Consider the following 12501-nt stretch of genomic DNA (forward strand, 5'->3'; position numbering starts at 1 on the left):
GCCTGCCCGCCGCTTGACCGGACACCAGAATCGTGGATAAATTATATCCACGATACGGAGTTGAGCGATGAAACTGGGCGAGGGGGTCGAGCAGGCCATTCACAGCACGCTGCTGCTGGCCGGGCTTGACCGGGATGGCGTCCTGCCGGCGACGGCGCTGGCCGAGTTCCATGGCGTGTCGGCCAGCTACCTGCTCAAGCATCTGCAGGCCCTGACCAATGCCGGTATTCTTGCCTCGGTGCCTGGGCCCAAGGGCGGATACCGGCTGGCGCGGGCGCCCGCAGCGATCAGCCTCCTTGATATTGTGCTGGCGCTCGAGGGTTCGGCGCCTGCCTTCCGCTGCGCCGAAATCCGCAAGCAGGGCCCCAATCCGCTCGACAGCCAATTCTTCGCCCGGCCCTGCGCCGTCAATGTCGCCATGCTGCGGGCCGAACAATCCTACCGGGCCGAATTGCGCAAGGTGTCGCTGGCCGATCTGCGAACCGATCCCGCCACGCCGCTGGGCGCGGCTATTGAAGCGCGCGGCTGCGCCTTTCTGGAGCAGCGCCAGCGCCGCTCGACATCAACCCCCTGAGGACCTTTCCATGCAAGCTCGTCTCAATCCCTATGTCGCCGCGCCCGCAGCCATGCAGCCCATTGCCGCTTTGGACACCTACGTCGTCAAGCATTCCGGCCTGGCTGTGCACCTCGTTCACCTGCTCAAGATTCGCGCGTCCCAGATCAATGGCTGCGCCTATTGCGTCGACATGCACACCCGGGAAGCGCGCCATGACGGCCTTGGCGAGCAATGGATCAATCTGATTGCCACCTGGCAGGAATCGCCCGTTTACACCCCGCAGGAGCGGGCAGTTCTCGGCTGGACCGAAGCACTGACCCTGTTGCCGCAGAGCCGGGCATCCGATGCCGATTTCGAACCGCTCCGGGCCCATTTTTCCGACGCCGAGATCACCGCGCTTTCGGTTGCCATCGCCGCGATCAATGTGTGGAACCGTATCGCGGTCGGCTTCCGCACGCCCCATCCCGTCGACCCGCAAGCGGCGTGACGGCTTCGGCAGGGGTCTTGCCTCCTGCCTGTCGAAATGTCCGCCCACCGTTCGTCATAGGACGATGACTCCATTCACGCTGTTGAGGGTTTGCCGTGCCAACTGATCTCAATTCAACACTGATCCTGCTCGCTCGCCTGTTGCTGGGCGGCTCCTTCTTCGTTTTCGGCCTGCGCAACATTCCCAATATCGGGGCGCTGACCAAGGCTTTGACGGCGCGGGGTGTGCCCCTGCCCAACATCGTCGCCATCATGGGCGTCGGGCTGCAGATTGTTGGCGGCGCATTGACTGCCATCGGCCCGTTCGGCGCGCTGGGCGGTGTTGGTCTGATTGTCTTTGTCGTGCTCGCGACAGTGTTGTTTCACAATTTTTGGGACTATGAGGGTGCCGACCGCGCTTCCCATGTCACCGCCAGCATCATGAATGCCGGCCTGGGCGGCGCCTTCCTGCTGGTTGCCGCTATCAGTCTGTGACGGCGCCCCCGCAATCCCGACTGGGCGGTGACGTCGCCCAGCTGCTATCCCTGATCGGCCGCCGCTCTGCGTCGGCCGATTGTCCTTGAGGTCGCCTTGCCATGAACCAGATCGTCACCCCATCAACCGGCTTGCGCCATCCGCGCACGCAACGCCTGCTTGCCCATCTGGCCATGCTGGGCTTTGCCGCCATGATCGCCGGCTCGTTCACGGCGGGGGCGCTGGTGGTCGATGAGATCGGGCCGATCGCACTCAACGCCATCCGCTTCCTCCTCGGTGCCATGCTGATGGGACTTATGGCCTTCGCCGTCGCCCGCCAGCCCATGCGACTGCCACCGGCGCCCTGGCGCTTTGGCGTGCTGGGGCTATTGATGGCCATCTATTTCTGCTCGATGTTCATCGCGCTGCAATTCACCGCACCGGTCGCCACCAGCGCCGTATTCACCCTCATTCCGCTGATGGCAGCGGGGCTCGGCCTCCTGATCCTGGGCCAGCGCACCGGTCCGATCGGGCTCCTCAGCCTGCTGTTTGCCGGTCTGGGCTCGGTCTGGGTGATCTTTCGTGGCGATCTCGACGCCTTGCGCGCCTTCGATATCGGCAAGGGGGAGGTGATCTATTTTGCCGGCTGCGTCTGCTACGCCATCTATACGCCGCTGCTGCGCAAGTTCAGCCGCGGCGAGCCCGCGGTGCTGGCGAGCTTTTTCACCCTTTCGGCGACAACGCTGTGGATCGCGGCCTATGGCTTTCCGGAAATTCTCGCCACCGACTGGACCGCATTGCCGCCGCTGGTCTGGTGGGTCATCGCCTATCTGGCGGTTTTTCCGACGGCCATGAGCTTCTTCTTCGTCCAGTTCGCCTCGCTGCACCTGCCTGCCGCCAAAGTCATTGCCTATGGCTACCTGACCCCGATCTTCGTCATCCTGCTCGAAGGCCTTTTCGGCCATGGCTGGGTCAGCCTGCCGGTCGTCGCCGGAGCCCTGGTGACGGTGCTGGGCCTCGTCGTGCTGGCGCTGGCGCCGGAGCGGGCCGCCAGGCCGTCCCCGGCTACTTGACCGTCACCGGCTGGCGCGGGGTCAGGCCATAGAGGAACAGGTGCTCGAGATAGCGGGCCGCATCCTCGAAGCGCCCTTCGCCGCCGCGCGCCGGGCCAAGCACGGCGCGCACCTGTACGTCGAAATCGGCATAGTGCTGGGTTGTCGCCCAGATCGAAAAGATCAGGTGATAGGGGTCGGTGCGCGCAATCTTGCCCTGGTCCATCCAGGTCAGCAGCACATCGGCCTTTTCGTCGACAAGGTTCTTGAGATCGACCTCGATCATCTCGATGATGCGCGGTGCACCCTGCAGCATTTCATTGGCGAACAGGCGGCTTTCGCGCGGAAAGTCGCGGGCCATTTCCAGCTTGCGCCTTATATAGGAGCGGATTTCGGGGAAAGGGTCGCCAGCGGCGTCCATTTCGCGCAATGGCGCCAGCCAGGTCACCAGCAGAGCGGAAATCAGCCGGCGATGGATCTCTTCCTTGCGCGGGAAATAGTAGAGCAGGTTGGGCTTGCTCATCCCCGCCACCTCGGCGATCTGGTCGATGGTCGAGCCGCGAAAGCCGTGCATGGAGAACACGTCGAGCGCCGCTTCCAGGATGATGTCCTGTTTTTCACGCTGGATGCGGGTCAGGGGCCGCGACTTTGCACCGCTCTTGGCGGTGGTTGCGGCAATTGGCTTGGCCTCACCTTTGGCCATCACTGCGCTCTCGACATTTTTCACCTTGGGTGGCCCCATTTTCGCCTTGCGGGAAACACTGGGAGTGCTAACATTTTTCCAACTGGTCAAAATTCTTGGTAACACGTTCCCACGTCAAGAGCCAATAAATATGACCAATTAAGTCATAATAAAGGGGAGCGAGATCGACGTGTCCAATTCTGCCGCAGTCACGCCGAACGACTTGAGCGCCTTCTGGATGCCGTTTACCGCGAACCGGCAGTTCAAGAAGGCACCGCGCATGTTCGTGGGCGCCAAAGATATGCACTATACCACCTCCGATGGCCGCCAGGTCTTGGACGGTACTGCCGGTCTCTGGTGCGTCAATGCCGGTCATTGTCGCCCCAAGATCACCGAAGCGATCGCGCGGCAGGCCGCTGAGCTGGATTATGCGCCCGCCTTCCAGATGGGCCATCCCAAGGCGTTCGAGCTGGCAAACCAGCTGGTGCAGCTGGCGCCCCAGGGCCTCGATCACGTGCTGTTCACCAATTCCGGATCTGAATCGGTTGAAACCGCGCTCAAGGTTGCGCTGGCCTATCATCGGGTCAAGGGCGAAGGCAGCCGTTTCCGTCTCATCGGGCGTGAGCGCGGCTATCATGGCGTCAATTTCGGCGGCATTTCGGTCGGTGGCATTGTCAGCAACCGCAAGATGTTCGGCACGCTGCTGACCGGCGTCGATCATCTGCCCCATACCCATAACCTGGCCAAGAACGCCTTTACCAGGGGCGAGCCCGACCATGGCCTGGACCTGGCCGATGAGCTCGAGCGCATCGTCACGCTGCATGATGCTTCGACCATTGCTGCGGTCATTGTCGAGCCGGTGGCCGGCTCGACCGGCGTGCTGATCCCACCCAAGGGCTATCTGCAGCGCCTGCGCGACATCACCAAAAAGCATGGCATTCTGCTCATCTTTGACGAAGTCATCACCGGCTTCGGTCGGCTGGGAACCCCGTTCGCCGCCGATTACTTTGGCGTGACCCCGGACATCATGGTCACCGCCAAGGGCCTGACCAATGGCGTTATCCCGATGGGGGCCGTTCTGGTCTCTTCGGAAATCCACGACACCTTCATGCAGGGGCCCGAACACGTCATCGAGTTCATGCATGGCTATACCTATTCGGGCAATCCGATTGCCTCGGCGGCTGGCCTTGCCACCCTCGAAACCTACAAGGAAGAGGGGCTGTTGCAACGCGGCACCGAGCTTGGGCCCTATTGGGCCGATGCACTGCATTCGCTCAAGGACGAGCCCAATGTCATCGACGTCCGAAATATCGGTCTGGTCGGCGCCATCGAATTGCAGCCGATTGCGGGCGAGCCGACCAAGCGTGCCTTCTCGGCTTTCGTCAAGGCGTTCGAGAGCGGCTTCCTGATCCGCACCACTGGCGACATCATCGCCCTGAGCCCACCGTTGATCGTGCAGAAGCATCATATTGACGAGCTGGTCGACGGCATCCGCACGGTTCTGAGGGCTATTCCATGACCATCATCGAAAATGCCGTTGCCGGCAAACGCTATGTCTCGACCGGCCGCCGCGTTCCCGTGTTCAATCCCGCCACCGGCGAAGTCTCGGCCGAACTGCCGCTATCGACGCTGAGCGAATTGAACGACGCCGTCGCCTCGGCCAAGAAGGCGCAGCTCGCCTGGGGCAATACCCCGCCGATGAAGCGCGCCCGCGTCATGTTCAAGTTCAAGGCGCTGCTCGACCAATATGCCGATGATCTGGCCCGCGAGATTTCGCGTGAGCATGGCAAGGTGCATGACGACGCTCTGGGCGAAGTGGCGCGTGGCATCGACTGTGTCGATTTTGCCTGCGGTATTCCGCAATTGCTCAAGGGTGAGTTCAGCCGCAATGTCGGCCCGTCGATCGATTCCTATTCCGATCGTCAGCCGCTCGGCGTCGTCGCCGGCATTACGCCGTTCAACTTCCCGGCCATGGTGCCGATGTGGATGTATCCGGCCGCTATCGCTTGCGGCAATGCCTTCATCCTCAAGCCGTCCGAGCGCGATCCCAGCGCCTCGATGCTGGCCTGGAACCTGTTCATGGAAGCGGGGCTCCCTGAGGGCGTGCTCAATATCATCCATGGCGACAAGGAAATGGTCGACGGCATTCTGGACCATCCCGATATCAAGGCGGTGAGCTTTGTCGGCTCCACCCCGATCGCTGAATACGTTTATCAACGCGGCACCAAAGCCGGAAAGCGCGTGCAGGCGCTGGGCGGCGCCAAGAACCACATGGTCATCCTGCCCGATGCCGATCTCGATCAGGTGGCAGACGCGCTGATGGGCGCTGGTTATGGTTCGGCCGGCGAGCGCTGCATGGCCATTTCGGTTGCCGTGCCCGTTGGCAAGGAAACCGCCGATGCGCTGGTCGCCAAGCTCAAGCCACGTGTTGAATCGCTCAAGATTGGCCCGGCCACCGACAAGGACGCCGAAATGGGTCCGGTGGTTACCAAGATGCACCGCGACAAGATCCTGGGCTATATCGACTCTGGCGTCGCGCAGGGCGCGGATCTGGTCGTCGATGGTCGCGGCTTCACGCTGCAGGGCTATGAGAACGGCTATTTCGTCGGCGGCACGCTGTTCGATAACGTCACGGCAGATATGACCATCTACAAGGAAGAGATCTTCGGGCCGGTCCTGTCGGTGGTGCGCGCCAAGGACTATGCCGAGGCGGTCGATCTCATCAACACCCACGAATACGGCAATGGCACCGCCATCTTCACGCGCGATGGCGACGCCGCCCGCGAATTTGCCGACAAGATCGAAGTGGGCATGGTGGGCGTCAACGTTCCGATCCCGGTGCCGGTGGCCTACCACTCCTTCGGTGGCTGGAAACGGAGCCTGTTCGGCGATCATGCCATTTACGGTCCGGAAGGCGTTCACTTCTATACCCGCCTCAAGACCGTCACCACCCGCTGGCCCGCCGGCATCAAGGGCGGCGCCGAATTCTCGTTCCCCAGCGTCAAATAGAAAGTCGACCATATGTCTGCCCCAGGAGAAAACCTACGCATCAACGGTGATCGGCTCTGGGATAGCCTTATGGAGATGGCCCAGATTGGTCCCGGCATTGCCGGCGGCAATAATCGCCAGACCTTGACTGACGAGGATGGCGAAGGCCGCCACCTGTTCAAGCGCTGGTGCGACGCGGCGGGGCTGACCATGGGCGTCGACCAGATGGGCACCATGTTCATGACCCGGCCTGGTACCGATCCCGATGCTCTGCCGGTCTATATCGGCAGCCATCTCGATACCCAGCCGACCGGCGGCAAATATGATGGTGTACTGGGCGTGCTCGCCGGTCTCGAAGTCGTGCGCACCATGAATGATCTGGGCATCCAGACCAAGCACCCCATCGTCGTCACCAATTGGGCCAATGAAGAGGGCGCCCGCTTTGCTCCCGCCATGCTCGCCTCCGGCGTCTTCGCTGGCGTTCTGGATCAGGATTACGCCTATGGGCGCAAGGACCAGGACGGCAAGACTTATGGCGACGAACTCAAGCGCATTGGCTGGCTCGGTGACGAAGTCACCGGCGCGCGCAAGATGCATGCCTATTTCGAATATCATATCGAGCAAGGGCCGATCCTCGAAGCCGAGAACAAGCAGATCGGCGTGGTCACCCATGGCCAGGGCCTGTGGTGGCTCGAATTCACCCTGACCGGCAAGGAAGCTCATACCGGTTCGACGCCGATGAACATGCGTGTCAATGCCGGCCTCGCCATGGCCCGCCTTCTCGAAATGGTCCAGACCGTCGCCATGGACAATCAGCCCGGTGCTGTTGCCGGCGTCGGCCAGATGAAGTTCTCACCCAATTCGCGCAATGTGCTGCCCGGCACCGTGGTGTTCTCGGTCGATCTGCGCTCGCCCGATCTCGCCAAGCTCACGGCCATGCGGGCCCGCATCGAAGCCGAGGCCGAGGCAATCGCCAAGTCCATGGGCGTCGGTTATGCGGTCGAGGCCGTCGGGCATTTTGATCCCGTCGCTTTCGATCCGACACTGGTCGATCGCGTCCGCGCCGCGGCCGAAAAGCTCGGCTATTCGCATATGGACCTCATTTCGGGCGCAGGACACGATGCCTGCTGGGCCAATCGCGTCGCACCCAGCACCATGATCATGTGCCCCTGCGTCGATGGCCTCAGCCATAACGAAGCCGAGGACATCTCAAGGGAGTGGGCGGCGGCCGGTGCCGACGTGTTGTTCCACGCCGTGGTGGAGACTGCCCGGATTGTAAGTTGATAGTCTAGCGGATCGCCGTGGCGCTGAGGGGCCCACGGCGATCTTTGTAAGCAAATGATAGGGAGAGAGCATGACCAGCACAGTCATCAAAGGCGGCACCGTCGTTACGGCGGACCTGACCTACGCCGCCGATGTGCGTATCGAAAACGGCACCATTACCGAGATTGGCCCCAACCTGGCCGGCGATGAAGTGCTCGACGCGACCGGCTGCTATGTCATGCCGGGCGGCATCGATCCCCATACCCATCTCGAAATGCCTTTCATGGGCACCTATTCCGCTGATGATTTCGAAAGCGGCACCCGCGCCGCCCTGGCCGGCGGTACCACCATGGTGGTCGATTTCTGCCTGCCCAATCCCAATCAGAGCCTGCTCGAAGCGCTGCAGATGTGGGACAACAAGACCTCCAAGGCCTCGACCGATTATTCCTTCCACATGGCCATCACCTGGTGGGACGAACAGGTCTGGCGCGAAATGGCCGAAGTGGTCGATCGCGGCATTACCAGCTTCAAGCATTTCATGGCCTATAAGGGCGCCCTGATGGTCAATGACGACGAGATGTTCTCTTCGTTCAGCCGCTGCGCCGACTTGGGCGCGCTGCCGCTGGTCCATGCAGAAAATGGCGATGTCGTTGCCGCCATGACCCAGAAACTGCTCGATGCCGGCAATAATGGTCCCGAAGGCCACGCCTATTCACGCCCGCCCGAAGTCGAGGGCGAAGCCACCAACCGCGCCATCATGCTGGCCGACATGGCCGGGGTACCGCTCTATGTGGTGCATGTCTCCTGCGAGCAGTCCCACGAAGCCATCCGCCGCGCCCGCGCCAAGGGCATGCGGGTGTTCGGCGAGCCGCTGATCCAGCACCTGACGCTGGACGAAACCGAATATTTCAACCCCGACTGGGACTATGCGGCCCGCCGGGTGATGTCGCCGCCCTTCCGCTCCAAGGCGCATCAGGATTCGCTCTGGGCCGGCCTGCAATCGGGCTCGCTGCAGGTCGTCGCCACCGACCACTGCGCCTTCACCACCGATCAGAAACGCAATGGCATCGGCAATTTCTCCCGGATTCCCAATGGTACTGGTGGCCTGGAAGATCGCCTGCCGGTGCTGTGGAGCCGTGGCGTCAATACCGGCCGCCTGACTATGAACGAATTCGTGGCCGTGACCTCGACCAACATCGCCAAGATCCTCAACTGCTATCCCAAAAAGGGCGCGATCCTCGTCGGTGCCGATGCCGATATCGTCGTCTGGGACCCCAAGCGCACCAAGACCATCTCCGCCGCCAGGCAGCAATCGGTGATCGATTACAACGTGTTTGAAGGGTTCGAACTGACCGGGCTCCCCCGCTACGTCCTCAGCCGCGGCAAGGTCTCGATCGTCGAAGACGAGATCAAGGCCGAGCCGGGCCATGGCCAGTTCGTCGCCCGCGAAGCGAAAAATCCGGTCAACCGCGCCCTCTCGCAATGGAAAGACATCGTTGCCCCCCGCAAGGTGGAACGATCGGGCATCCCCGCGACGGGGGTTTGAGCATGGGCTTGGGTCTGGCGCATACCTTACCTCTCCCTCGGGGGAGAGGTCGCCGCGGAGCGGCGGGGGAGGGGGCCTTTTGACCTCGCTCAAGACGACATTTGCTGCCCGTTCCGCCAAAACTCTGCGCGTCAATTCCACCGATGCCGAGCGCAAGCTCTGGTCGCGCTTGCGCGCCCGCCAGTTGGTCGGGCACAAATTTGTGCGCCAGCATCCAGTCGGGCCGTACATCGCCGATTTCGCCTGCCGAGAGGCCGATTTGATCGTTGAGCTCGATGGAGGCCAACACAGCCAATCGGCGCGCGATGATCAGCGGACACAGGTGCTTGCCGCTCACGGCTATGCTGTCGTCCGCTTCTGGAACAACGACGTTCTGACCAATATCGATGGTGTCCTTGCGACGCTAGCCGAGCGGCTGGCCAAGGCCCCCTCACCCGGCCTTCGCTTTGCGAAGCCCGACCTCTCCCCCGAGGGGAGAGGTGCAGAAAATTCTTGCGCTTCTGCCCAGCAGAAACCCATTTCCTGAGAAAGGTCTTGCTCTTGTCCGTGACGACTGCTTCATCCGCCGCTATCGAGGACAAGGGCCCGCTGCCCGCCACGGTGGTTTCCGCCGCCGATCTCAGCCTGACCTTTGCCACCAATGACGGTCCTGTCCATGCGCTGAGCAATGTCAATCTCAGCATCGGCAAGGGGGAGTTCGTTTCCTTCATCGGCCCCTCCGGCTGTGGCAAGACCACGTTCCTGCGCACGATTGCCGATCTGGAACAGCCCACCTCCGGGACGCTGCTGATCAATGGCATGACCCCGCGCCAGGCCCGCGAAAAGCGCGCCTATGGCTATGTGTTCCAGGCCCCGGCGCTCTATCCGTGGCGCACCATCGAAAAGAATGTCGCCCTGCCGCTCGAAATCATGGGCTATTCCGCGGCCGAGCAGGCCGAGCGGATCAAGCGCACTATGGATCTGGTCAATCTCTCGGGCTTTGAGAAGAAATATCCCTGGCAATTGTCCGGCGGCATGCAGCAGCGCGCCTCCATCGCCAGGGCGCTGGCCTTCGATGCCGATCTCCTGCTGATGGACGAACCCTTCGGGGCGCTGGACGAGATCGTCCGCGATCACCTCAATTCCGAGCTGCTCAAGCTTTGGGCGCGCACCCAAAAGACCATCTGCTTTGTCACCCATTCCATTCCCGAGGCGGTCTATCTCTCGACCAAGATCGTGGTGATGAGCCCGCGCCCTGGCCGGGTCACCGACGTCATCGAGTCAACGCTCCCCGCCGAGCGCCCGCTCGATATCCGCGAAACCCCCGAATTCCTCGCCATCGCCGCCCGCGTGCGCGACGGCCTGCGGGCCGGACACTCCTACGAGGAGCACGCGTGATGGCGGCGCTTCCTTTGCCACTGTCAAAGTCGACACACTCCCCCCTGCGGGGAGAGATCAAGGGTGGCGTCTCGCAAAGGGAAGGCCACCGATGAACAAAGCCTTCCCCATCATCATCGTCCTCATTGGCCTTCTCATCGTCTGGTATGCCGCTGCCATCGGCATGAATGCGCAGTGGCAGAACGACGTTTACCGCCGCGCCGGTACCACCGATGTGCCCATGACCCAGTTCGTGCAGGATACCTGGAACCAGGAAAAGCCCGTGCTGCCCACCATGCACCAGGTTATGGGCGAACTCTGGAACACCACGGTTCTGGTTGCTCCCAACAAGCCGCGGAGCCTCTTGTTTCACGCCTGGGTGACCTTCTCGGCCACCGCTCTGGGTTTTCTCATGGGCTCGGTGCTCGGCATCGCGCTGGCCGTGCTGATCGTGCATAGCGAGGCGATGAACCGCTCGCTGATGCCATGGATTGTTGCCAGCCAGACCATTCCCATTCTGGCGCTGGCGCCGCTGATCGTCGTCATCGGCTTCAATATCTTCACCGGCACGCTGGGCATTCCCACCGATCCGGCGCGCCTGATGAGCAAGGCCATCATTTCGGCCTATCTGAGCTTCTTTCCGGTGGCGGTCGGCATGGTCAAGGGCCTGCGCAGTCCCGAAGCCATCCAGCTTGATCTGATGCACACCTATAATGCCTCGCCCAGCCAGACCTTCTGGAAGCTGCGCTGGCCCGCCTCGGTGCCCTATCTGTTCACCTCGCTCAAGGTGGGCGTTGCCGCCAGCCTGGTGGGTGCCATTGTCGGCGAATTGCCGACCGGCGCAGTGGCTGGGCTTGGCGCGCGCCTGCTCGCCGGCTCCTATTACAGCCAGACCGTGCAGATCTGGTCGGCCCTGTTCGCCGCGTCCATCCTTGCGGCGATCCTGGTGATTTCCGTGGGCCTGGTCGAAAAACTGGTCGCCCGTCAGATGGGGGCACGTCCGGCATGAGCCAGCTGCAATATTTTCTCGCTCTCGTCGCAGGTGGCCTCTGCACTGCCGGACTGGCACTGAGCTTTGCCACCCCGCTGGAAACCGGCCTGCTGCTCAAGGCGTTCCTGGCCGTTGGCGCCTTCTCGCTGATCCGCTTATGGGTGCCGCTGGGCCTGTGGCTCGATGGCGCCATGGCCGTGCTCGGCGCAGTCGCCGTTCTGACCGCGCTCGGCGTCTATGTGCCGGCCCCGGCCTTCTTCTGGATGGCGCTGATTTCGGCCTGGCTGTTTGCCTGGCTGTTTGTCGAGCGGCTGTCCAGGGCGCTGGCCCCTGCCACGCGCGACAATGCCGGACTGGGCCTGCTCATCCCCATCGTCTTTGGCGTCACCATTCTTGTCGTCTGGGAGGTGGTGACCCGCGGCGCCAATGTGCCCCAGGTGATCCTGCCGCCGCCCTCGATGATCTGGGCCCGCATCACCTCCAGCGTGCCGACGCTGCTGGCCGATTTCCAGCAGACCTTCCTCAAGGCGGTGCTCATCGGCTATGCGCTGGGCTGTGGGCTGGGCTTTGTCGTGGCGATCCTCATCGATCGCTCGCCCTTCTTCAAATCGGGCCTGTTGCCCCTCGGTAATTTCGTTTCAGCGCTGCCCATCGTTGGCGTGGCGCCGATCATGGTCATGTGGTTCGGCTTCGACTGGCAATCCAAGGCCGCCGTCGTCGTCATCATGACCTTCTTCCCGATGCTGGTGAATACGGTGGCCGGTCTAAATGCCGCCTCCAGCATTGAGCGCGATCTGATGCGCACCTATGCCGCCAGTTACTGGCAAACGCTCTTGAAGTTGCGCTTGCCCGCAGCGGCGCCCTTCATCTTCAACGCCCTCAAGATCAACTCGACCCTGGCCTTGATCGGCGCAATTGTCGCAGAGTTTTTCGGGACCCCCATTGTGGGAATGGGCTTCCGGATATCGACCGAAGTCGGCCGGATGAATGTCGACATGGTATGGGCTGAAATCGCGGTGGCGGCTGTCGCGGGTTCGCTCTTTTACGGAGTGATCACCCTCATCGAGAGGGGTGTCACTTTCTGGCATCCGTCTGTGCGTGGTGCATAGACATGCCAAACTCAGGGGA

At 62.2% G+C, this 12501-nt stretch carries 13 protein-coding genes; 12 read left to right on the forward strand and 1 reads right to left on the reverse strand.

The window, feature by feature from the left end; genetic code table 11:
* Positions 1 to 67 precede the first annotated feature (67 nt).
* From BUA69_RS16705 to BUA69_RS16720, 4 genes are all read left to right on the forward strand, one after another.
* Positions 68 to 574 carry an RrF2 family transcriptional regulator gene (locus tag BUA69_RS16705; protein ID WP_046137057.1) on the forward strand — a complete coding sequence of 169 codons (507 nt, stop codon included), beginning with the start codon at positions 68 to 70 and terminating at the stop codon, positions 572 to 574.
* A 10-nt stretch (positions 575 to 584) separates the two neighbouring features.
* Positions 585 to 1043, forward strand: a complete 459-nt coding sequence (locus tag BUA69_RS16710) for a carboxymuconolactone decarboxylase family protein (protein WP_046137056.1) — start codon at positions 585 to 587, stop codon at positions 1041 to 1043.
* A 95-nt stretch (positions 1044 to 1138) separates the two neighbouring features.
* Complete coding sequence (locus tag BUA69_RS16715) at positions 1139 to 1516, forward strand: DoxX family protein (RefSeq protein WP_046137055.1); 378 nt, start codon at positions 1139 to 1141, stop codon at positions 1514 to 1516.
* Positions 1517 to 1617: 101 nt separating this feature from the next.
* Positions 1618 to 2568: a DMT family transporter gene (locus BUA69_RS16720; RefSeq protein WP_244468826.1), complete on the forward strand. Its 951-nt coding sequence runs from the start codon at positions 1618 to 1620 to the stop codon at positions 2566 to 2568.
* On the opposite strand, the gene BUA69_RS16725 is transcribed toward BUA69_RS16720, so the two are convergent.
* Positions 2561 to 3250 carry a TetR family transcriptional regulator C-terminal domain-containing protein gene (locus tag BUA69_RS16725; RefSeq protein ID WP_046137107.1) on the reverse strand — a complete coding sequence of 230 codons (690 nt, stop codon included), beginning with the start codon at positions 3248 to 3250 and terminating at the stop codon, positions 2561 to 2563. The two genes, BUA69_RS16720 and BUA69_RS16725, sit on opposite strands and share 8 nt — an antisense overlap.
* Positions 3251 to 3467: 217 nt before the next feature.
* On the opposite strand from BUA69_RS16725, the gene aptA reads away from it, so the two are divergent.
* The 8 genes from aptA (at position 3468) to BUA69_RS16765 (ending at position 12482) form a co-directional block, all read left to right on the forward strand.
* Positions 3468 to 4748, forward strand: coding sequence for an omega-aminotransferase AptA (gene aptA, locus BUA69_RS16730; protein ID WP_143154564.1), 1281 nt, complete (start codon positions 3468 to 3470; stop codon positions 4746 to 4748).
* A complete protein-coding gene (locus BUA69_RS16735) occupies positions 4745 to 6238 on the forward strand; it encodes a CoA-acylating methylmalonate-semialdehyde dehydrogenase (RefSeq protein WP_046137053.1) in 1494 nt (497 codons plus the stop codon). Before aptA ends, BUA69_RS16735 begins: the two co-directional genes overlap by 4 nt.
* A 12-nt stretch (positions 6239 to 6250) precedes the next feature.
* Positions 6251 to 7501, forward strand: coding sequence for a Zn-dependent hydrolase (locus tag BUA69_RS16740; RefSeq protein WP_046137052.1), 1251 nt, complete (start codon positions 6251 to 6253; stop codon positions 7499 to 7501).
* A gap of 70 nt (positions 7502 to 7571) precedes the next feature.
* Positions 7572 to 9026 (forward strand): dihydropyrimidinase, encoded by a 1455-nt coding sequence (hydA, locus tag BUA69_RS16745; protein WP_046137051.1) that lies wholly within the window; start codon positions 7572 to 7574, stop codon positions 9024 to 9026.
* Positions 9027 to 9105: 79 nt separating this feature from the next.
* Positions 9106 to 9552, forward strand: coding sequence for an endonuclease domain-containing protein (locus tag BUA69_RS16750; protein ID WP_072866604.1), 447 nt, complete (start codon positions 9106 to 9108; stop codon positions 9550 to 9552).
* Positions 9553 to 9596: 44 nt separating this feature from the next.
* Complete coding sequence (locus BUA69_RS16755; protein WP_072866606.1) at positions 9597 to 10403, forward strand: ABC transporter ATP-binding protein; 807 nt, start codon at positions 9597 to 9599, stop codon at positions 10401 to 10403.
* A gap of 91 nt (positions 10404 to 10494) precedes the next feature.
* Positions 10495 to 11391 carry an ABC transporter permease gene (locus BUA69_RS16760; RefSeq protein ID WP_046137050.1) on the forward strand — a complete coding sequence of 299 codons (897 nt, stop codon included), beginning with the start codon at positions 10495 to 10497 and terminating at the stop codon, positions 11389 to 11391.
* Positions 11392 to 11636: 245 nt separating this feature from the next.
* A complete protein-coding gene (locus BUA69_RS16765) occupies positions 11637 to 12482 on the forward strand; it encodes an ABC transporter permease (RefSeq protein ID WP_046137104.1) in 846 nt (281 codons plus the stop codon).
* Positions 12483 to 12501 lie beyond the last annotated feature (19 nt).

The organism is Devosia limi DSM 17137, assembly GCF_900128975.1.
Classification (GTDB): Bacteria; Pseudomonadota; Alphaproteobacteria; order Rhizobiales; family Devosiaceae; genus Devosia; species Devosia limi.